This window comes from Dactylosporangium sp. CA-092794 (genome assembly GCF_050948465.1).
Classification (GTDB): Bacteria; Actinomycetota; Actinomycetes; order Mycobacteriales; family Micromonosporaceae; genus Dactylosporangium.
Genome location: NZ_CP192044.1, coordinates 1359403 through 1378787, shown reverse-complemented (window position 1 = coordinate 1378787; position 19385 = coordinate 1359403). Strand labels below are relative to the sequence as shown.

Genomic DNA, 19385 nt, shown 5'->3' with positions numbered 1-19385 from the left:
GGTCCGCGAGGTCATGCGGCCCAGGCTAATCCCTGTGCAAAGCAACGCGCAGCGGACGGCGCTGGTCGGCGGGGGCGGGGCCGGCATCGGCCGGGCCGTCGCCGAGGCGCTGGCCGCACAGGGCCATCAGGTCGTGGTGACCGGGCGCAAGCCGCCCGAGGTCGCCAACGGCATCCACCCGCTCGTCGCCGACATCAGCGACCCGGACTCGGCCGAGCCGACGGTCCGCGAGGTCGCCGAGCGCTTCGGCGGCCCCGACATCCTGGTGCTCAACGCCGGCGGCCCGCCACCCGGGCGGATCCTCGACCTCGGCGACGAGCACTGGCGGGCCGCGTTCGAGCTGCTGCTGCTCGGCCCGCTGCGGCTGGCCCGGCTGGTGCTGCCCGGCATGGCCGAGCGCGGCTTCGGCCGGGTCGTGATCATCACCTCGACCGCCGTGCGCCAGCCGCAGCCCGACATCGCCGCTTCCGTGGTACTGCGCGCCGCCGTCACCAGCGCGGCGAAGCTGCTGTCGCGCGAGTTCGCCGACGCCGGCGTGACGGTCAACTGCGTCGCGCCCGGGCCGACCGACACCGAGCGCCGGCGGCAGATCCTCACCGCCCGGGCGCGGCGCGAGGGCCGGCCGTACTCCGAGGTGGAGGCCGAGGACGTGGCGGTCGTGCCGGCCGGGCGGGCCGGTCGGGCCGAGGAGATCGCCGCCGCCGTGTGCTTCCTCGCCTCGGACGCCGCAAGCTACGTCAACGGGACCGTGCTCACGGTCGACGGCGGCAGGACGGAGACCACCTGATGACGACGCAACCCTTCGACCTCGGCGCGTTCCTCGGCGGCATCACCGACGCGGTCCGGCCGGGCACGGCCCGCCCGTTCGTGGTGCACGCCGGGCAGCTGGAGCGGCTGCCGGCGAACCAGGTCCACAACCCGACCGAGCTGTCCATCGCCGGCCTGCTGCCCAGCAGTACCTTCGAAATCTTCCGGCAGACCATCCCGCCGGGGCTGTCCTCCGACATGCAGCGGCACTACCACGAGACCGTCCACTACGTCATCGAAGGCACCGGGCACAGCGAGGTGGAGGACGACACCGAGTCCTGGTCGACCGGCGACTTCATCTACACGCCCCCGTGGACCTGGCACCGGCACTACAACGACTCCACCGAGCACCCGGTCGAGTTCCTCACCATCGAGAACTCCCGCCTGCTGGCCCTGCTGGGCCTCGCCCGGCGGCAGAGCGCGGGGCTGTCGAGCGTGGCCGAGGCCCGCATCCGATTCAAGGAGCAGCCGTGACACACATCAGCATCTGGGGCGAGCTCGCCGACGTCGACCACGAGCTGCGCCACGTCGACGTCGGCGGGGTGCGCACCCGGGTCCTGCGCGCGGGCTCCGGACCCGACCTCATCCTGGTGCACGGCACGGGCGGGCACCTGGAGGCGTACGCCCGCGACATCGCCGGGCTGGCCGAGAGCTTCCGGGTCACCGTCTACGACATGATCGGCCACGGCTGGTCGGACACGCCGGACCGCCCGTACACCATCGACGTCCTCTCGGGCCACCTGATCGGGCTCATGGACGCGCTCGGCGTCGAGCGCGCCCACCTGTCCGGCGAGTCGCTCGGCGGCTGGGTGGTGGCCTGGACGGCGGCGTTCCACCCGGAGCGGGTCGACAAGCTGGTGCTCAACACGCCCGGCAACATCGCCAACAAGCCCGAGGTGATGGCGCGGATGCGCGACAGCACCATGGCCGCGGTGCTGGACCCCAGCGAGCCGACCGTGCGCCGGCGGGTGGAGTTCCTGTTCCACCACAAGGAGATGGTCACCGACGAGCTGGTCGCGCTGCGCCAGGCGGTGTACCGGCGGCCCGGCTTCGTGCAGGCCATCACCAACACGCTGGTGCTGCAGGACCCCGAGGTGCGCAAGGCCTTCGCCTGGGACCCCTCCTGGGTCGGCAAGATCTCGGCGCCGACGCTGCTGCTGTGGACCGAGCACGACCCGACCGGCGGGCTCGACGAGGCGCAGATGCTGCTGGACTGGCTGCCGGACGCGCGGTTGCACGTCATCGCCGACGCCGGGCACTGGCCGCAGTGGGAGAAGGTCGAGGAGTACCTCCAAATCCACCGGGATTTCCTGTCATGAGTACCATTGTCGGTTTTGTCGGGATGTCCCACTCCCCCTTCGCGACCTTGCTGCCGCCCGCCGACCCCGACGCGCCCGGCGGCGCCTTCCTGGCCGACGCCGCCCGGCTCGCCCGCGCCACCGCGGCGCTCGCGCCCGACGCCATCGTGGTGATCGGCCCCGATCACTTCCACGCGAACTTCTACGACCAGATGCCGCCCTTCGTGCTCGGCGTGGAGGAGGCCATCGGCTTCGGCGACTACGGCAGCACCCCCGGCCCGCTGCCGGTCGCCGGCGAGCTGGCCTGGTCGATCCGCGACGGGCTCGCCGGGGCGGGCTTCGACGTGTCGCTGTCGTACTCCCTCACCGTCGACCACGGCGTGGTGCAGAGCTACGAGATGCTCTGCGGCACCGCCCGCACCCCGATGGTGCCGCTGGTGCTCAACACCGCCGCGCCGCCGCTGCCGTCGCTGCAGCGCTGCGCCGACCTGGGCACGGCCCTGGGCGCCGCGATCCGCGACTCCCGCTTCCCGGGCCGGGTCCTGGTGCTGGCCAGCGGCGGCTTGTCCCACTGGCTGCCGTCGAACGACCCGCGCGACCCGTCGGTCGTCGGCGACCGCCGCGCCAACCTCATCCACGGCCGCCGCGACGTGCGCGCTTTCGCCGCCGCCCGCGAGCCGCGGGTGCGGGCCATGGGCGGCGACCCGGGCGCGCCGGTCAACGTCGAGTGGGACCGCTGGTTCCTGGAGCGCCTGGCCGCCAACGACCTGGCCGCCGTGACCGACCTGGGCCACGAGAAGCTGGAGCTGCTGGCCGGCACCGGCGGCCACGAGATCCGCGCCTGGCTGACCGGGCTGGCCGCGGTCGGGCAGCCCCTGGCGTGGACCGCCTACGAACCGGTCCCGGAGTGGATCACGGGCATGGGCATCGGCGCCACCTTCCCCGTTCCGGACTGACCCCCGCCTGCGCCGGCGACACGTGGGCACCGACGGCGCCATGGCGGTCGCCGAAAGCGGCGTGAACGCGAACGCCGGATGCGGTGCGAACCTCGGCGGTGGCACTCCGAATCTCCTCCACCGTACCAGGCGCCAAAAAATTCGACCGTGACCGAAAGTGGTGTGCCGGTCGCGCAAGGCTAGGGCTGCGGCAGGAACAGGGCGGCGATGCGGGGCAGGTGTTTGCGCACCGCGTCGTCGTCCTCGTCGTCCCAGTCGTCCTCGACCAGCGGGGCGACCTCGCCGGTGCGGGTGCGCAGCAGCATCGGGTAGTCGTCGGTCTCGCCGTAGAGCTCCTCGGCCAGGTCCTCGACCTCCCGTGGCGCCAGCTCGTGGGCGGGGATCTCGCCGGCGGCGACGGCGCGGATCACCGGGTCGTCGGCCAAGCGGTCGGGGTCGGCCACGGCGCGCTCGTAGAGGTCGCGGCCGCGGGCGATCAGGCCGTCGACGAAAGCGTCGGCGTAGCGGGCCACCACGCGGCCCGTCGCCCACATGGCCGAGGAGTTGGCGCGGGCCTGCAGCTCCGTGCGGCGGGCGTCGAAGTCCAACAACTCACTCTTGTCGAGGGTGGCCAGGCGCATGCGCAGCGCGGCGGTGAAGCGCTCGGCGAAGCCCGGCGTGACGCGGTCCCCGGCGGCGGACCGGGCACCGTCGATGATCGACCAGAAAGTTTCGCTGTCCACGGCAACGAAGTCTGTCATCCCGGGGCACGCCCCGGCCAACCCCCGCGCCGGAGCGAGGGTGCCAGTGGTGGCACGTTTCCGGGATTCGAGCAGGAGCGGCCGACCGTAACGTTCTATGCATCGCAAGGCCACACCCACCAAATCCCAGAGGGAGCACACCATGAGCGACGTCGACACCGGCGGCTACGGCGACACCGGCCACGACGTGGACTACGGCCACTACGAGCAGGGTCAGGAGCACGACGCTCTCGACCAGCTGCACCAGGCCCAGGGTCACGAGGCCGACTACAACAACCAGTACGGCGTGTACGAGGCCGACCACCACGCGGCCGAGAACACCGACTTCTCGCAGGGCCACCACGTCGAGTACGACGCCCCGGCGTCGGTGCACTACGAGGCCGACGACTACACCAACTACAGCCACAACGCGGAGGTCGACGACCACGTCTTCGCCGCCGAGGGCAGCGAGCACGCCCACGAGGCCGACTTCTCGGAGCTCGACGCTCTGCAGCACCGCTTCGACGCCGCGTTCGCGGAGGGCACGGAGTACCACGGCGGCGCGGGCGAGATCGCGGCCAAGTAAGGCCCGAGCCCGCTCATGGTGTGGCCACGGCCCCGGCCGGCGGCATCAGCCCCGCCGGCCGGCGCCCGACCACAGCAGCCGGACCGCAATACGACGCACTCGGTTGTTCGACTTCGTCCGGGTGTCCGGGACTGTCCGGACATTCCCGGCCGCCCGCGCGAAGTCGAACATCCGGGTGCGTTGTCGTGTTTGGGTCCGTCGCTTGATCACCGCGACGGGGGCCGCCCACAATCGCCGCCATGCGGATCGGCGAGTTCTTCGCGCTCTGGCGGGCGCGCCGCCACCAGCGGCGGCTGCAGCGGCAACAGCAGGGCCGCCGGCGCGACCGTGACTGCACCCCCGACTGTGATCTGGACTGCTGCGACGGCGACTGCAGCCCGTTCCTGCTGAGCTCGCTGCTGTCGCTGATGGCGGTCTCGGCGCCGACCCGGCCGCCGCGGCGGGTCGCCAGCGGTCCGGGGCGCGCGGGCATGGCCGCGATCCGCGGGTACCAGCGCTTCATCTCGCCCCATCTGGGCATCAAGTGCCGCCAGGTGCCCTCGTGCAGCGCCTACGGCATGGAGGCGGTCCGCCGCTACGGCCTGGTGGAGGGCTCGCGGCTCACGGCGGCGCGGATCCGCCGCTGCAATCCGGTGACGCCGCGCGGCACCCACGACCCGGTGCCGTAACGGCAGCCCGAAACCAGGGTGCCGGGTCCCCCGTGGCGGCGCGGGACCCGGCACGTCGTCCCCGTGTGCGTCGGCGGCAACAAGACGAGAATCGTTCTGTGACCGGCATGACACATCGATCAACGCTCCCATGTCAAGAGATCGTGTCGGCGGGGTGTCGTGGATCACCGAGATGGGTGCGGAGCGCGACGGCGACCTCTCCCGCGGTGCCCGTCCAGGCGGTGTAGCCGTCGGGGCGGACCAGGATGTACCGGTCGTACGCCGCGCATACCAATCGGTCGGCGTAGCCGGGCGGCGGTACCGCGGGGCCGAGCAGCACGTGCCGGCCGGCCCGCAGCAGCTCGTAGAGGCGGGTGCCACCGAGGTCGGCGTCGGCGGTCCGCGGGGCGTGCGGGTAGTAGATGCCGACGCCGGAGATGGTGCCGGTGGCGCGCCGCAGCACCGCCGGCACGTGCAGCGCGAGCCCGGTGAGCACGTCGCGGCCGAGCCGCGCGGCGCGGGACTCCAGCAGGGCCAGGCGGATGATGCCGCCGCTGGTGCGCAGCACGAGCCGGCCGACCGCGTGCCGCTCGTCGTGGTAGGAGTCGAGCAGGCCCGTGGGCGCCCACCCGGCCGCGGTCGCGGCGAGTTTCCAGCCGAGGTTCGCCGCGTCCTGCAGGCCGGTGTTCATGCCCTGGCCGCCGGCGGGTGAGTGCACGTGGGCGGCGTCGCCGGCCAGGAAGACGCGGCCCGTGCGGTACCGCTCCACCTGACGCTCGTCGCTGTGGAACCGCGACAGCCAGCGGCATTCGCCGATGCCGAAGTCGCGGCCGAAGGCCCGTTCGGTGGTCTCGCGCACCTCCTCCAGGGTGAGCGGGGTGCTGTCGGGCACCTGGTGCTCGCGGTTCCAGGCGAAGATGCGGTACCACCCGTCGCCGAACGGGGCGACGAACGCGAACGCGGTGCCGACCGCGCTGACCGAGATCACGTCCTGCGGCGGCCGGGCCAGCCGCACGTCGGCCAGCATCAGCGAGCGGACCACGGCCCGGCCGGGGAACTCCAGGCCGAGGGCGTGCCGCACGCCGCTGTGCGCGCCGTCGGCGCCCACCGCGTAGTCCGCGGCGTGCGTGCCTGCCTTGGTGTGTACCTCGACGCCGCGCTCGTCTTGGCGCAGCCCGGTGACCTCGGTGCCGCGCACGATCCGCGCGCCAGCCTTGACCGCCCGTTCCTCGAGGATGCGCTCGACGTGGTACTGCGGGGTGATCAGCACGAACGGGAACCGGCTCGGCAGGGCGGCGAAGTCGACGCCGATCCGGTTGAACAGCCGCATCCGGGAAAGTTTCGTGCCGGTGGCGATGACCTCCTCGGCGATGCCGCGCGCGTCGAGGAGCTCCAGCGTGCGGGCGTGCACGGCGAACGCCCGGGTGAGGTTGGACTCCTCGGCCCGCCGCTCGAGCACGGTGACGTCGGCGCCGGCGGCGGCGAGGTCCCCGGCGAGCAGCAGCCCGGTGGGCCCGGCCCCCGCGATGATCGTCTTCATGGCTCCTCCTCGCGTTTGCCAACACACGTTGGCAAACAATTGTTGGCATAACCGGGCGGCGATGTCAAAGCCGATCGCGGCTTGACCTGAAGCGCGGTTGAGGTGCGACGTTGCCGGGGTGCGGAACCGACGCGCCCTGACCGCGGGCATGGTGACCCTGGTGACACTGGTCGCCTTCGAGGCGGTCGCGGTCACCGCGGCCATGCCCACCGTCGCGCGGGCCCTCGACGGGGTCGCGCTGTACGGCCTGGCCTTCGGCGGCGCGCTGGCCACCAGCGTCGTCGGCATGGTGCTGGCCGGCGCCTGGTGCGACCGGGCCGGCCCGGCCGGGCCGATGGTGGCCGGGGTGGCGCTGTTCTGCCTGGGGCTGCTGGTCGCCGGGCTGGCCCCGCACATGGCGGTGCTCGTCGCCGGGCGGCTGGTGCAGGGCTTCGCCGGTGGGCTGGTGAACGTGGCGCTGTTCGTCGTGGTGGGGCGCGCCTACCCGGCCGCCGAGCATCCGCGGGTCTTCTCGGCGCTGTCCGCGGCGTGGGTGCTGCCCGCCGTCGCCGGCCCGGTCGTGGCCGGCGTGATCGTCGAGTACCTCGGCTGGCGCTGGGTCTTCCTGCTCGTCGTGGCGCTGGCGGTACCTTCGGCGCTGCTCGTCTGGCCCCGCGTGCGCGACGTCCCGGGCGCGGAGGGCGCCGCCGGGGTCCCGCTGCGGCGGCTCTCGTGGGCGCTCGGCGCGGCGGGCGGGGCCGGGCTGCTGTACCTCGGCGGCCAGGACCTCTCGCCGCGCGGCCTGCTCTGCCTCGCCGCCGGCCTGGTCGCGGTGCCGCTGTGCGGCGCGCGCCTGCTGCCGCCCGGCGCCCTCGCCGCCCGCCGCGGCCTGCCCGCCGTCGTGCTGCTGCGCGGCCTGGCCGGCGCCGCGTTCGTGCAGGCCGACGTGTTCATCCCGCTGCTGCTCACCCGCGAGCGCGGCCTCAGCCCGGCGCTGGCCGGCCTCACCGTGACCGTCGGCGCGCTGTTCTGGTCGACGGGCTCGTGGGTGCAGGCGCGGGCGGCCCAGCGGCTGTCCGACGCGGCCCGGCTGCGGCTCGGTGCGGCGGCCATCGCCGCCGGTGTGCTCTCCGCGATGGCCGTCGTGTTCGCCGCGATACCCGTCGTGGCGGTCGTCGCCGGATGGAGTGCCGGCGGCTTCGGCATGGGCCTGGTCTCCCCGGCCACGGCCGCGCTCGTGCTGCGCTACTCCACGCCGGCCCGCCAGGGCGTGAACAGCTCGGCCCTGCAGGTCGGCGACGCCCTGCTGACCACCACCGCCCTGGCGATCGGCGGCTCGCTCTTCGCCGCCCTCGTCGGCCGCGGGCCGGTCGCCTACCTCGCCGCGTTCGCCGTCGCGCTCCTGCCGGCCCTCGCCGGGGTCGGGATCGCCGGTCGTACTTTCGGCGGATCTGGCCGTACCACCCCCCTCGTAACATTGGCCGGTGAGCGTGCGGGTGCTGGTCGCGGATGATCAGGAGATCGTCCGCACCGGGCTGACGATGATCCTCAATGCACAGCCGGACATCGAGGTGGTCGGGGAGGCCGCCGACGGCCGGCGCGCGGTCGAGCTGGCCCGGCGCCTGCGGCCCGACGTGTGCCTGTTCGACGTGCGCATGCCGGTCATGGACGGGCTGGAGGCGACCCGGCTGCTGGCCGGGCCCGACGTGGCCGACCCGCTCGCGGTGGTCGTCATCACGACGTTCGATCTCGACGAGTATGTCTACGCCGCCCTGCGCGCGGGCGCCCGCGGCTTCCTGCTCAAGGACGCCGGCCCGGCCCTGCTCGCCCAGGCCGTCAACGCCGCCGCCAACGGCGACGCGCTCATCGCCCCCAGCGTCACCACCCGGCTGCTGCGCGCCTTCGCCGACTCGGGCCCCGCCGCCCCGCCCCGCCAGCCGATCGACCCGCTGACCGAGCGCGAGGAGCAGGTCCTGGCCCGGGTGGCGCGCGGGCGGACCAACAACGAGATCGCCGACGAGCTGTTCATCACGCTGAGCACGGTCAAGACCCACGTGACCGCGCTGATGCTGAAGCTCGGCGTGCGCAACCGGGTGGAGATCGCGATGTGGGCGTACGAGACCAACCGGGTCCGGCCCGGCACCTGAACTTTGGTCCGGCCCGGCCGCGGCCCAAGTGCCGATGAAACCGGCGCCGCGGCCGCCCACCATCGATGGCGTGACCACCCAAACCCTGCGCCGCGGCCGGCGCGACTGGCCGATCATCACGGGCCTGCTGGTGCTGGCCTTCGTCCCCTCGGTGGCCGGCGCCCTGCGCATCGCCCAGCTCGGCGCGGGCGTGCCCCGCACCCCCGACAACGCCCGCTTCGTGGACATGCCGCTGCCGGTCGTGATCCACATCGTCGGCGCGGTGACCTTCGCCGTCCTGGGCGCCTTCCAGGTCGCCCCGCGGCTGCGGGCCCGCCACCGGCGCTGGCACCGGATCGCGGGCCGGATCGCGTTCGCCGGCGGCCTGGCCACGGCCGGGTCGGGCCTGTGGATGACCGCCTTCTACCCGCTGCCGGCCACCGACAACGCCGTGGTCAACGCCGCCCGCTCCGTCGTCGGCGTGACCATGCTGGCCGGCCTGGTCGCGGCGTTCCTGGCCGCCCGCCGCCGCGACATCCGCACCCACCGCGCCTGGATACTGCGCTCCTACGCCCTGGCCATGGGCGCCGGCACGCAGGCCTTCACGAGCCTGCCGCTGATCGCGACGATGAGCGAGACCGACCCGCACTTCCCGGCCGCCCGCGCCGTCGCGATGATCGCCGGCTGGCTGATCAACCTGGCGGTGGCCGAGTACGCCATCCGCCGCCCGATACGGTAGGGATCATGCCGAGTCTGACCCGTGCCGAGGCGGTCCGGCGCGCGCATCTGTTGCGCGTGCGCTCCTACGCCGTCGAGCTGGATGTCACCGCCGACGACGGGTTCGTGTCGCGGACCGTGGTCGAGTTCGACTGCGCCGAGCCCGGCGCGGCGACGTTCGCCGAGGTGGCCGGGGCGGGCGAGGTGCGGGCCCGGCTCAACGGGCGGGCGGTGCCGCTGGCGGACAATCGGATCGGGCTGGACGGGCTGGCCGCGCACAACCGGCTCGAGGTCGAGTTCGCCGCGGCGTACTCGCGCACCGGCGAGGGGCTGCACCGGTTCGCCGATCCCGAGGACGGCGAGGTGTATCTCTACGGGCAGGCGCCGCTCGACAACGCCCAGCGCGTGTTCGCCTGCTTCGACCAGCCCGACCTCAAGGCGCCGATCGCGCTCACCGTGCTCGCGCCCGACGGGTGGACGGTGCGCGGTAACGCGGCCCTGCGCGAGCGGGACGGCGGGCGGTGGGTGTTCGAGCCGACGCCGCCGCTGTCGACCTACCTCTTCAGCCTGGTCGCCGGCCCGTGGCACCTGCTGGAGGCGGAGCACGACGGCATCCCGCTCGGGCTGCTGTGCCGGCGCAGCCTGGCGCCGGCGCTGGACGCCGCCGCCGCGGCGCTGTTCGCGGCCACGGCGGCGAGCTTCGACCGGTACCACGAGCTGTTCGGCGTGCGGTACCCGTTCGGCAAGTACGACCAGGCGTTCGTCCCCGAGCTCTCCGGCGGCGCGGTGGAGAACCCGGCGCTGGTGAACTTCCGCGAGGAGTTCCTGTTCCGCCCGGGGCCGTCGCGGGCCACCGACAGCGACCGGCACCGGCGGTTCGTCGTCATGGCGCACGAGATGGCCCACATGTGGTTCGGCAACCTGGTCACCCTGCGGTGGTGGGACGACATCTGGCTCAACGAGGCGTTCGCGGAGTACCTGGGCTGGCGGGTGGCGGCCGAGACCGGCCGGCACCCGAGCGCCGCCGCCGACTTCGCGATCTGGCGTGAGCGCTGGGGGTACCTCGCCGACCAGCGCCCGTCCACGCACCCGGTCGCGCCGGACGGCGTCGCGGACACCGCGGTCGCGCAGCAGAACTTCGACGGCATCTCCTACGCCAAGGGCGCCGCGGCGCTGCGCCAGCTGGCCGTGCTCGTCGGCGACGAGGCGTTCCTGGGCGGGCTGCGGGAGTTCTTCCGGCGGTACCGCTTCGGCAATGCCAGCCTCACCGATCTGCTGGCGGTGCTGGGCGGCGCCGCCGGCCGCGACCTCACCGGGTGGGCCGAGCTGTGGCTGCGCAGCAGCGGCGCCAACACCCTGCGCCCGGTGCCGGCGCGCGCCGCCGGCGGCCCGGCGGGGCTCACGGTCGAGCAGTCCGGCCGGCCGCTGCGCCCGCACCGCCTGGCGGTCTCGGCGTTCGCCTCCGACGGTTCGGTACGGCACGTGCCGTTCACCATCGACGCGGAGCGCACGACGGTGCCGGACATCGCCGTCGCTCCGGCCGGCACCGTGCTGCTGCTCAACGCCGCCGACGAGACCTACGCGAAGATCCGCTTCGACCCGTTCAGCCGCGCCGCCCTGCCGGCCGTGCTGCCCGACCTCGCCGACCCGCTCGCCCGCGCCGTCATCTGGACCGCCGTGATCGACGCGGTGCGCGACGGCGAGCTGCCGCCGGCCGAGTTCCTGGCGCTGCTGGTGGCCGCGCTGCCGACCGAGCGGCAGGAGGGCATTTTCGACGAGGTACTCGCCTTCGCCCGCGACGCCCTCGCCCGCCGGGGGCTGGTGCCCTTCGGCCCGCTCGCCCAGGCCTGCGCGGGCGCCCTGGCCGGGGCGGCACCGGGCACCGGCCGGCAGCTCGCCGCCGCCCGGGCGCTGGTGAGCGTCGCGGGCCCGGAGCAGGTACCCCTGCTGCGATCATGGCTGAGCGGATCCGGCGCGCCGGACGGCCTCGTCGTCGACGCCGACCTGCGCTGGTCGCTGCTGGTGCGGCTGGGTGCGCTGGGCGCGGCGGACGAGCCGGACATCGCGGCGGAGGAGCATCGCGACCCGAGCGCGAAGGGCGCGGAACGGGCCGCGGCCGCCCGCGCCGCGCGGCCGTCCCCCGAGGCGAAGGCGGCGGCCTGGCGGACCATCGTCGGCGACCCGCGCCCGCGCGTGGCGATCGCGCAGGCCGGCGCCTTCTGGCAGCCGGGCCAGGAGGCGCTGACCGACGCCTACGTCGAGCGCTACTTCGGCGAGCTCCCGGCGATGCTGGACGGCCGCTACCTGGTGGCGGCGCTGCAGGTGGTCCGGCTCGCGTTCCCCGCCTACAGCCCCCGCGCGCTGAAGCTGACGGCCGCCGAGCTGGAGCGCCCCGACCTGGACCCCCGCCTGCGCCGCGAGCTCGCCGACGCCGCCGACGAGCTGCGCCGCTGGTCCTGAGCGCTGCGGCAGCAGCGGCTGGAGGTGGCCGTTGCCGCCGGCGAACGCGAACAGCATACGCATCGGGGAATCTCCGGAAGGTTTGCGGGCTGGCGGTGCTCGACCCGCTGCGGCAGGAGCCGGCGCTGCGGTCGTACCATCTGCTGCCCTCGGTTCGCGGCGACTTTCTGTTCCGCCTGGGCCGCCGCGCGGAGGCGCGCGAGGAGTTCGAGCGGGCGGCCGCGATGACCCGCAACGCGCAGGAGCGCGCCCTGCTGCGCTCCCGCGCGGACGCCTGCGCCTGACGCCTCGGCTTTCCCGGCGCGTCACCTGGGCGGGTTATGGTCCCGGCCCGTGGACGGCTACTGCGAACGCCTGGGCCCGGGGCTGTGGGCCGAGCCGCTGAACGCGGTCTCCAACCTGGCGTTCCTGCTCGCCAGTGCGATGCTGCTGTGGCGGCTGTCCCGGGCCGAGCCGCGGGCGCCGCGGGTGGCGTGGCTGCTGCCGGTGCTGCTGGGCGTGGTGGGCCTGTGCAGCCTGTCGTTCCACACCACCGCGGTCCCCTTCACCGGCGCCCTCGACACGCTGTCGATCCTGGTGTACGTCCTGGTCGCGGTCGTGCTGCTGGCCCGCTACGGCTTCGGCGTCCGCGCGGGGGCGGCCTGGCTGGGCGCGCCCGTGTTCCTGGTGTTCGCCGTCGCCGTCGACCTGCTGCTGGCGCTGGCCGGCCCGCGGTACACCCTGGGCGGTTATCTGCCGGCCCTGCTCGGCCTGGCCGGGTTCGCCGTCGCGCTGCGCTCCGGGCGGCTGGCGATCGCCGCCGCGGTGTTCGCGGTCTCGCTCACACTGCGCACGCTCGACCAGCCGCTGTGCGACCAGGTGCCGATCGGCACGCACTGGCTGTGGCACTGCCTCAACGCGGTGGTGCTCTACCTCGTGGCGACGGACGTCGGCCACCGGACCTTCAAGTCCGTCGACTAGGCCTGTGTCGACGTCGGCGGTGGTGGCGGACCGCTCCGAGGTTCGGGCGTGTCGAGATCGACAATGAGCGAGGTCTCCGGGCGTTGGTTCAACGACCAAGAACCGTAAGGGGCCCCCGGCGGCGTTTACTTTCCGTGATCATGCCGAGGAGCGTCCCGAATGGCGGGAGCTCCATGATCGTGGAGCGACGATGTACCAGGAGCGGCACTATCACTCCGCGATCATGAGGATCCCAGCCAGTGGACGCCTCCGGCGCATGATCACGGAAGCAAAACGCCGCGCCGGCCGCAAGGGCCACCAGGTCCGGGCGGGGCGGGCGGGGTCGCTGGGGTCGCGCCGTTCTGGATCGACGGGGTTGAGCCGGCCCCTGGATCCGGCGGCGTGGGCAGGCGCAAGCCGGCGTTGAAGGAGGCCGGCCACCGCCTTCGGCCCCGCAACCCACGAGCAGCGCCACGCGGTGGAGTGCGGTCGAGCGCAACCGCGCCGCCGCGCCCGGGGTGTGCGCTACGACGCCGCGGTGCACATCGCCGCGATCAACGAATGGCTGTGACTGACTTTGATACAGGCCCTAACCGATCCGCAGCTGCGCGAGCAGCAGGTTCGAGTCGTTCCCGGCGAGGTTGGCGCCGTTGGTCACATAGGCCCGGTTTCCTCGGACGGCGACGGCCGTGGTCCCCTGCATGCCGTCCCCGGCGTCCAGCAGGGTCTCCTGGGCGCCGTCCGCGCCCACCCGCACGAGCTTGCTGCTCTGGTTGATCGCGGCGAGGATCTCGGTGCCCGGGCCGGTGAAGTCGAAGTCGTCGATGCCCTCCAGCCCGGTGGCCCGGACCTCGGCGCGGCCGGAGCCGCCGTCCCGGGTCACCGGGATGCGGACGATGGTGCCGCGGTCGGAGTTGCTCGCCCACACGGCGCCGTCGTGGATCTTCATGCCGTTGGCGCCGAAGAAGGCACCGGGCGCCAAGGCCGGGTCCGCCGACCACACGGAGGCCGCGCCGCCGCGCAGCGGGGCCTGCCAGATGCGCCCGCCGGTGGAGTCGGTGACCAGGAAGCGGTCCCGCTTGCCGTCGATGACCAGGGCGTTCGGCATGGTGTCGGCCGGCAGCGGCACGACGAGCCGGGGCCCGCCGGAGCGACGGATCTGCCAGATCCCGGTCAGTCCGCCCCGCCCGGAGGAGTAGAGGAAGTACACGGCGCCGCTGTCCGACCGGGCGACCCCGGTGACCACGGGAATCCCGACGACCGGGGTGGTACCGCCGCCGCCCGGAGGCAGCGGCATGGTGACGAGGACCTGGACGGCCCCGTCCGGCGTGACCCGCACCACCTGACGGGCGGGGATCATGCCGATGACCGCGCCGCCGCCGGGCTCCGGGGCGATGCTCTCGGCGGCCTGGCCCGCGGCCCGGTCGAAGTGGGCGAGGACGCGCACGTCGCCCAGGCGGGTGCCGGCGGCGTGGCCGGGGTGCGCCGCGGTGCTGGCCCGGGCCGGGGCCGGGCCCGCGGCGACCGCGGCGAGCAGGGCGGCGAGACCGAACGTGACGGCGCGCCGCCGCAGCCCGGTGGGTCGGTGAGGGGACATGGTCTTCCTTCGGTCGGGCCGGCGGGTACGCGCGGACTGTATCGCACAGTACAGAAAGGTCTGCCGTAGACTGTATCAGCGGGTACAGAACACGGAGGAGGGCTCCATGGGGCACACACCGACCACCGCGCGGGGTCGCGCGACCCGGGAGCGCATCCTCGATTCGGCGGCGGACCTCATCCAGCGGCGCGGCGTCGCGTCGGTGACGCTGGACGATGTCGAGCGCGCCGCGGGGGTCGGGCGCAGCCAGCTGTACCACTACTTCGACGACCGGGACGATCTCGTCCGCTCCGTGGTGCATTCCACCGTGGACACGGTGCTGGCCGCGCAGGAACCGCTGCTGCTGGAGGTCGGCTCGCTGGCCGGCATCGAGCGCTGGTTCGACGCGATCGTGGCCAACGGGACGCGGCAGGACGCGGTGGGCGGCTGCGCGATCGGCTCGTTGGCCAGCCAGCTCAGCGGCCGGGACGACCTGACCCGGCAGGCGTTCGTGGACGCCTTCGCGCGCTGGGAGGCCCCCCTCATCGCGGGCCTGCGCCGGATGCAGGAGTCGGGCGAGCTGCGCCCGGACGTGGACGTGACGGAGCTGGCCGACCTCACCATGGCCGCGATCCAGGGCGGGCTCCTGCTGGCCCAGGTCCGCCGCACACCGGACCAGCTCCGGCTCGCCCTGCGCGGCGCGCGGGCGGCGCTGGAGGACGCGCTCGGCCCGAAGCCGGGCGCGTAGGCCGGATCAGGCGACCACGCTCAGCCCGAAGCCGGGCGGGCGCGCGGGCGGCGCTGGAGGACGCGCTCGGCCCGAAGCCGGGCGCGTAGGCCGGATCAGGCGACCACGCTCAGCCCGAAGCCGGGCGGGCGCGCGGGCGGCGCTGGAGGACGCGCCCAGCCCGAAGCCGGGCACGTAGGCCGGGTCAGGCGACCACGCTCAGCCCGAAACCGGGCGCGCGGGCGGCGCTGGAGGACGCGCCCAGCCCGAAGCCGGGCACGTAGGCCGGATCAGGCGACCACGCTCAGCCCGAAGCCGGGCGCGCGGGCGGCGCTGGAGGACGCGCCCAGCCCGAAGCCGGGCGCGTAGGCGGGGTCAGGCGACCGCGCCGGCGTGGCGGCGGTGGTAGCCGCGGACCAGGTCCTCCACCTGGGCCCGCAGCGCCAGGAACTCCGGCGAGCGCTTGGCGGTCAGCTCGCGGTCGTCCGGCAGCGTGACCGGCACGTCCGCGGCCACCCGGCCGGGGTCGCTGGCCAGCACGATCACCCGCTGGCCGAGGAACACCGCCTCCTCCACGTCGTGGGTCACCATGAGCACCGTCGTGCCCGTGTCGCGCCACACGCTGCGCAGGAAGACCTGCATGTCCTCCTTCGTCTGCACGTCCAGCGCGCCGAACGGCTCGTCCAGCAGCAGCACCTCCGGCTCGCAGGCCAGCGCCCGGGCGATCGCCACCCGCTGCCGCTGGCCGCCGGAGAGCTGCTTGGGCAGGGCGCGGCGGAACGGCTCCAGGCCGGTCTCGGCGAGGTACCAGTCGACCCGGGTCCGGCGTTCCCGGCGGGACAGGCCGAGCAGCTCCAGCCCGAAGGCGATGTTGCGCTCCACGGTCCGCCAGGGATAGACCGCGCCCGACTGCGACACCAGGCCGCGCTCCGGACCCGGGCCGGCGACCGGCGTGCCGCCCAGCGTGACGGTTCCGGAGGTCGGGGCGAGCAGGCCGGCGACGATCGACAGCAGCGTCGACTTGCCGGAGCCGCTGGCGCCGACGACGCACACGAACTGGCCGGCAGCGACCTCGACGGAGACATTTTCCAAAGCCGCCTTGGTACCGAACGTGCGCCCGACTCCGCTCAGCGAGAGCACTACACCCACCGTCCGATCCGGTTGCGGGCCAGGCGCAGCAGCACGTCGGTCGCCACGCCGATCACCGCGATGACCACCAGGATGGCGAAGATCCGGTCCGTCTGGGTGAACCGCTGCGCCAGCAGGATCCGCTTGCCCAGGCCGATCTCGCTGTTGACCAGCTCGGCGACCACGACGAGGTTCCACGCCGCGGCGAAGTTGACCCGGATCGCGTCGAGCATGCCGGGCAGCGAATGCGGAATGATGACCTTGCCGAGCACCTCGGCGCGGCGGGCCCCGAGCGTGTAGGCGACGTCGATGAAGTCGCGGGGCACCAGACGTACCACATCGGCAGTCATCAGCATGTTGAAGAACACCGTGCCGAGAAAGATCAGCGCGATCTTGGGATTCTCGCCGATGCCCAGCCAGATCAGCAGCAGCGGCGTGAAGGCGGCCGCGGGCAGGTAGCGCAGCAGCCCGCTCAGCGGCTCCAGCAGCGCGTTGGCCGCCGAGAAACTGCCCATCGCGATGCCCAGCGGCACCGACACCAGCACCGCCAGCCCGAAGCCGTAGAGGATGCGTTGCAGCGTGGCGCCAGTGTCGGTCCACAGCTGCCCGCTCGCGGCCATGTCCACCCCGGCCCGCCAGACCTTGTCCGGCGGCGGCAGGTACCGCGGGTCGACCGCGCCGGTGGCGCCGAGCACCAGCCAGACCGCGAGCGGCAGCAGCACGGACAGCGCGACCAGCACCGCCCGGGCCGCGGGCGGCAGCGGCGCGCGGATCGCGAACACCGGGCGCGGCGGGCGGATCGGCCGCCGCCGGGGCAGCGGCCGCCAGGACGCCCGGACGGACGCCTGGGCCTCGGCCTCCACCCCGGCGGGAGCCATGGTCATCGCACCGCCTTCACGAACTTCGACTCGAAGAGGCCGTCCAGCGGCGGCTTGGCGTCGACCAGCTTGGTGCTGACCAGGAACTCCGCGATCTTGTTCGCCTGGAAGTCCAGGTGCTTGGCGTCGGAGCCGGGCTCGAACGCCTCCAGGTTCTGCTCCTTCGTGAAGATCGTCGTGCCGGCGTCGTACGTCGTGTAGTCCGCGTCCGACACGCCGCCCTTCTTCGCCATGATGCTCACCGCCTCGGCCTCGTTGGCCTTGATCCAGGCGAGCGTGTCGAACCAGGTCTGCACCACGGCCTGAACCTGGTCCGGGTGGTCCTTGACGAAGCTCGACTGGAACGACAGCGTGTCGGGGATCGCGCCGGGGAAGTCCTTCGAGGTGGCGATCGCCTTGCTGCCGGAGCGGCCGAGCGCGGTGGTGGTGAACGGCGCGAACACCCCGACCGCGTCGATCTGCCCGGCCACGAACGCGGCGGCCGCGGCGTCGGTCAGCAGCGGCGTGAACGTCACGTCCTTCTCGCTCAGCCCGGCCTTCTCCAGCGCGAGCAGCAGCAGGTAGTGGTCGACCGTGCCCTGCTCGGCGGCGACCTTCTTGCCCTTGAGCGCGGCCACGCTGTCGATGCCGGGCGCGGCGATGATCTGGTCGTTGCCGGTGGAGTTGTCGTTGAGCAGCACGATCGTCTGCTTCGAGCCGCCGGACACCGACGACAGTGTGTCGTTGAGCGTCTGGCTGTTGCCCGTCAGGTTGCCCGTGGCCAGGGCGGTGAGGCTGTCGGTGTAGCTGTCGAAGTACTTCAGCTCGACCTGGACGTTGTTCTTGGCGAACAGCCCCTTGTCCTGGGCGACCTGCCACGGGAACCAGCCCGGCCAGGCGCTGAAGCCCAGCGTGATCGCGCCCCCGCCGCCGGCCCCGGACGAGCCGGCATCGTTGCCGCAGGCGGCGAGGAAGGCGGCACCGGCCGCCCCGAACAGCAGTGCACGACGCTTCATGACGCACTCCTAGGAAGGTGACCGGCGCGCACCAGGCAGCCGAGGGTGTCGCAGATGACGCGGGTGGCGAGCAGCGAGGTGATCTCGGCGTTGTCGTAGGGCGGCGAGCACTCGACCACCTCGATGCCGGCCAGCGGCCGCTCCGCGATGAGCTGGATGAACTTGAGGACCTCCCGGGGCAGGAACCCGCCCGGCTCCGGCCAGCCGGTACCCGGCACGAACGCGGCGTCGAGGCAGTCCACGTCGAAGGACAGCCACACCGCGTCGGCGCCGTCCCACGCGACCTCCAGCGCCCGCTCGGCCGCCGCCTCGATGCCCATCTCGACGCAGTCGGTGACGGTCATGATCGTGGTGCCGCGCTCCCGGCCGACCTTCACGCCGGGGCGGGGCGCCTGCCAGCCGCCGATGCCGATCTGCACCAGATTTTTCGGGGGTACGTTCGGGATGTCCGTGGCATGGAACCAGGGCGTGGTGTGCATCCGCTCGTCGAGGTCGGTCTCCTGGGTGTCGACGTGCCGGTCGAAGTGGATGATGCCGAGGTTGCCCTGCAGGTGCTGGGCGACGCCGCGCACGGTCGGGTAGCCGATGGAGTGGTCGCCGCCGAGTACGACCGGGAGGGCCCCGGAGGCGTAGACGTGCGCGACCGCCTTGGAGATCTGGTCGAACGTCTTCTCGATGTTCGCCGGGATCGTGAACACGTCACCGAGGTCGGCGATCGTGATCGACTCGCGCAGGTCCACGCCGAGCTCGAAGCTGTACGGCCCGTAGAGCGCCGAGATCTTGCGGATGCCCTGCGGCCCGAAGCGGGTGCCGGAGCGGTAGGTGGTGCCGCCGTCGAACGGGGCGCCGAGCACCGCGACGTCGTACTCGCCGCACCGGCGGACGTCCTCCAGGTACGGCGCCTTCAGGAACGTGTTGATCCCGGCGAAGTGGGGCAGCTCGCCGCGGGAGAACGTGGGGATACGCTTGTCGACGATCGAGTCCGCGCCGGGCAGCCCGAGCTCGAGCCCCCGCGCGACCTCTTCCTCCCACTTGGTGGTTGGCAGCTCGGCCTCGCGCTCGACCGCGTAGCGCGCCTCGGGCCCGTAGTTGTCGTGCAGGTGATGATGATGGTCAAAGCCCATTCGGACAGACACCTCCAGGGGTGTGGCCGTCCGGCCGAGGAGCAGCCGGACGTGTCGGCTGTCTCCCGGGCTTTTGTCCCGCCGTGGAGCGCCCGCCGCGCAACCGGGCGCCTGCACCTCTCGGACCAGCCGGCGGAGCGTCGCACCGCCGCGGAACCCTAGGCGCGCCTCACCATTGGTGAG

General features: G+C 73.4%; 20 protein-coding genes and 1 riboswitch. Of the genes, 13 read left to right on the top strand and 7 right to left on the bottom strand.

The window, feature by feature from the left end; translation table 11 throughout:
* Positions 1-34: 34 nt before the first annotated feature.
* From ACQPXD_RS06050 to ACQPXD_RS06035, 4 genes are read left to right on the top strand one after another with little or no spacing between them, the layout of a single operon-like run.
* Complete coding sequence (locus ACQPXD_RS06050) at positions 35-787, top strand: SDR family oxidoreductase (protein WP_432835644.1); 753 nt, start codon at positions 35-37, stop codon at positions 785-787.
* Complete coding sequence (locus tag ACQPXD_RS06045; protein ID WP_432835642.1) at positions 787-1281, top strand: cupin domain-containing protein; 495 nt, start codon at positions 787-789, stop codon at positions 1279-1281. The genes ACQPXD_RS06050 and ACQPXD_RS06045 overlap by 1 nt, the downstream gene beginning before the upstream one ends.
* Positions 1278-2126, top strand: a complete 849-nt coding sequence (locus ACQPXD_RS06040) for an alpha/beta fold hydrolase (RefSeq protein WP_432835640.1) — start codon at positions 1278-1280, stop codon at positions 2124-2126. Before ACQPXD_RS06045 ends, ACQPXD_RS06040 begins: the two co-directional genes overlap by 4 nt.
* Entirely contained in the window at positions 2123-3061 is a 939-nt protein-coding gene (locus tag ACQPXD_RS06035; RefSeq protein ID WP_432835638.1) for a 2,3-dihydroxyphenylpropionate 1,2-dioxygenase, read from the top strand. The genes ACQPXD_RS06040 and ACQPXD_RS06035 overlap by 4 nt, the downstream gene beginning before the upstream one ends.
* Before the next feature lie 179 nt (positions 3062-3240).
* Here the strand turns inward: ACQPXD_RS06035 and ACQPXD_RS06030 are convergent, their stop codons facing one another.
* A complete protein-coding gene (locus tag ACQPXD_RS06030) occupies positions 3241-3783 on the bottom strand; it encodes a DUF4240 domain-containing protein (RefSeq protein WP_432835636.1) in 543 nt (180 codons plus the stop codon).
* Between the two features lie 160 nt (positions 3784-3943).
* Here ACQPXD_RS06030 and ACQPXD_RS06025 point away from each other — a divergent pair, with 160 nt between their 5' ends.
* Both ACQPXD_RS06025 and yidD read left to right on the top strand, forming a co-directional pair.
* Positions 3944-4366, top strand: coding sequence for a hypothetical protein (locus ACQPXD_RS06025; protein WP_432835635.1), 423 nt, complete (start codon positions 3944-3946; stop codon positions 4364-4366).
* A gap of 239 nt (positions 4367-4605) precedes the next feature.
* The gene (gene yidD / locus ACQPXD_RS06020; RefSeq protein ID WP_432835633.1) at positions 4606-5034 is read left to right on the top strand and encodes a membrane protein insertion efficiency factor YidD; all 429 of its coding nucleotides are present in this window, start codon (positions 4606-4608) and stop codon (positions 5032-5034) included.
* Between the two features lie 133 nt (positions 5035-5167).
* Here the strand turns inward: yidD and ACQPXD_RS06015 are convergent, their stop codons facing one another.
* A complete protein-coding gene (locus ACQPXD_RS06015; RefSeq protein WP_432835631.1) occupies positions 5168-6553 on the bottom strand; it encodes an FAD-dependent monooxygenase in 1386 nt (461 codons plus the stop codon).
* 118 nt (positions 6554-6671) lie between these two features.
* On the opposite strand from ACQPXD_RS06015, the gene ACQPXD_RS06010 reads away from it, so the two are divergent.
* The 6 genes from ACQPXD_RS06010 to ACQPXD_RS05985 all read left to right on the top strand — a co-directional run bounded on the left by ACQPXD_RS06010 (position 6672) and on the right by ACQPXD_RS05985 (position 12795).
* The gene (locus ACQPXD_RS06010; protein WP_432835629.1) at positions 6672-8045 is read left to right on the top strand and encodes an MFS transporter; all 1374 of its coding nucleotides are present in this window, start codon (positions 6672-6674) and stop codon (positions 8043-8045) included.
* Positions 8017-8679 carry a response regulator gene (locus ACQPXD_RS06005; RefSeq protein WP_432835627.1) on the top strand — a complete coding sequence of 221 codons (663 nt, stop codon included), beginning with the start codon at positions 8017-8019 and terminating at the stop codon, positions 8677-8679. The genes ACQPXD_RS06010 and ACQPXD_RS06005 overlap by 29 nt, the downstream gene beginning before the upstream one ends.
* Positions 8680-8749: 70 nt before the next feature.
* Entirely contained in the window at positions 8750-9397 is a 648-nt protein-coding gene (locus tag ACQPXD_RS06000; RefSeq protein WP_432835625.1) for a DUF2306 domain-containing protein, read from the top strand.
* A 5-nt stretch (positions 9398-9402) separates the two neighbouring features.
* The gene (pepN, locus tag ACQPXD_RS05995; protein WP_432835623.1) at positions 9403-11835 is read left to right on the top strand and encodes an aminopeptidase N; all 2433 of its coding nucleotides are present in this window, start codon (positions 9403-9405) and stop codon (positions 11833-11835) included.
* A 95-nt stretch (positions 11836-11930) separates the two neighbouring features.
* Positions 11931-12119, top strand: a complete 189-nt coding sequence (locus tag ACQPXD_RS05990; RefSeq protein ID WP_432835621.1) for a hypothetical protein — start codon at positions 11931-11933, stop codon at positions 12117-12119.
* Positions 12120-12168: 49 nt separating this feature from the next.
* Positions 12169-12795: a ceramidase domain-containing protein gene (locus ACQPXD_RS05985; RefSeq protein ID WP_432835619.1), complete on the top strand. Its 627-nt coding sequence runs from the start codon at positions 12169-12171 to the stop codon at positions 12793-12795.
* Between the two features lie 568 nt (positions 12796-13363).
* Here the strand turns inward: ACQPXD_RS05985 and ACQPXD_RS05980 are convergent.
* Positions 13364-14371 (bottom strand): hypothetical protein, encoded by a 1008-nt coding sequence (locus tag ACQPXD_RS05980; RefSeq protein WP_432835617.1) that lies wholly within the window; start codon positions 14369-14371, stop codon positions 13364-13366.
* Between the two features lie 106 nt (positions 14372-14477).
* On the opposite strand from ACQPXD_RS05980, the gene ACQPXD_RS05975 reads away from it, so the two are divergent.
* A complete protein-coding gene (locus ACQPXD_RS05975; protein ID WP_432835615.1) occupies positions 14478-15098 on the top strand; it encodes a TetR/AcrR family transcriptional regulator in 621 nt (206 codons plus the stop codon).
* Positions 15099-15452: 354 nt separating this feature from the next.
* Here the strand turns inward: ACQPXD_RS05975 and ACQPXD_RS05970 are convergent, their stop codons facing one another.
* Genes ACQPXD_RS05970 through ACQPXD_RS05955 form a run of 4 tightly spaced genes read right to left on the bottom strand, consistent with a single transcriptional unit; the run spans position 15453 to position 19202 of the window.
* The gene (locus ACQPXD_RS05970; RefSeq protein ID WP_432835613.1) at positions 15453-16226 is read right to left on the bottom strand and encodes an ABC transporter ATP-binding protein; all 774 of its coding nucleotides are present in this window, start codon (positions 16224-16226) and stop codon (positions 15453-15455) included.
* On the bottom strand, positions 16217-17089 hold the full coding sequence (locus ACQPXD_RS05965) for an ABC transporter permease (RefSeq protein WP_432835612.1): 873 nt from the start codon (positions 17087-17089) through the stop codon (positions 16217-16219). Before ACQPXD_RS05965 ends, ACQPXD_RS05970 begins: the two co-directional genes overlap by 10 nt.
* Positions 17086-18078, bottom strand: coding sequence for an ABC transporter substrate-binding protein (locus ACQPXD_RS05960; protein WP_432835610.1), 993 nt, complete (start codon positions 18076-18078; stop codon positions 17086-17088). Before ACQPXD_RS05960 ends, ACQPXD_RS05965 begins: the two co-directional genes overlap by 4 nt.
* The gene (locus ACQPXD_RS05955) at positions 18075-19202 is read right to left on the bottom strand and encodes an agmatinase family protein (RefSeq protein WP_432835608.1); all 1128 of its coding nucleotides are present in this window, start codon (positions 19200-19202) and stop codon (positions 18075-18077) included. The genes ACQPXD_RS05960 and ACQPXD_RS05955 overlap by 4 nt, the downstream gene beginning before the upstream one ends.
* A gap of 60 nt (positions 19203-19262) precedes the next feature.
* Positions 19263-19375: riboswitch (guanidine-I (ykkC/yxkD leader) on the bottom strand.
* Positions 19376-19385: the final 10 nt, after the last annotated feature.

Bases quoted from the DNA above. Each gene is read 5' to 3' on its own strand.
- ACQPXD_RS06035 (WP_432835638.1), top strand. From the start codon at position 2,123: ATGAGTACCATTGTCGGTTTTGTCGGGATGTCCCACTCCCCCTTCGCG.
- ACQPXD_RS06025 (WP_432835635.1), top strand. From the start codon at position 3,944: ATGAGCGACGTCGACACCGGCGGCTACGGCGACACCGGCCACGACGTG.
- yidD (WP_432835633.1), top strand. From the start codon at position 4,606: ATGCGGATCGGCGAGTTCTTCGCGCTCTGGCGGGCGCGCCGCCACCAG.
- ACQPXD_RS05980 (WP_432835617.1), bottom strand. From the start codon at position 14,371: ATGTCCCCTCACCGACCCACCGGGCTGCGGCGGCGCGCCGTCACGTTC.
- ACQPXD_RS05955 (WP_432835608.1), bottom strand. From the start codon at position 19,202: ATGGGCTTTGACCATCATCATCACCTGCACGACAACTACGGGCCCGAG.
- pepN (WP_432835623.1), top strand. From the start codon at position 9,403: ATGCCGAGTCTGACCCGTGCCGAGGCGGTCCGGCGCGCGCATCTGTTG.
- ACQPXD_RS05965 (WP_432835612.1), bottom strand. From the start codon at position 17,089: ATGACCATGGCTCCCGCCGGGGTGGAGGCCGAGGCCCAGGCGTCCGTC.
- ACQPXD_RS06015 (WP_432835631.1), bottom strand. From the start codon at position 6,553: ATGAAGACGATCATCGCGGGGGCCGGGCCCACCGGGCTGCTGCTCGCC.
- ACQPXD_RS06045 (WP_432835642.1), top strand. From the start codon at position 787: ATGACGACGCAACCCTTCGACCTCGGCGCGTTCCTCGGCGGCATCACC.
- ACQPXD_RS05960 (WP_432835610.1), bottom strand. From the start codon at position 18,078: ATGAAGCGTCGTGCACTGCTGTTCGGGGCGGCCGGTGCCGCCTTCCTC.
- ACQPXD_RS05975 (WP_432835615.1), top strand. From the start codon at position 14,478: ATGGGGCACACACCGACCACCGCGCGGGGTCGCGCGACCCGGGAGCGC.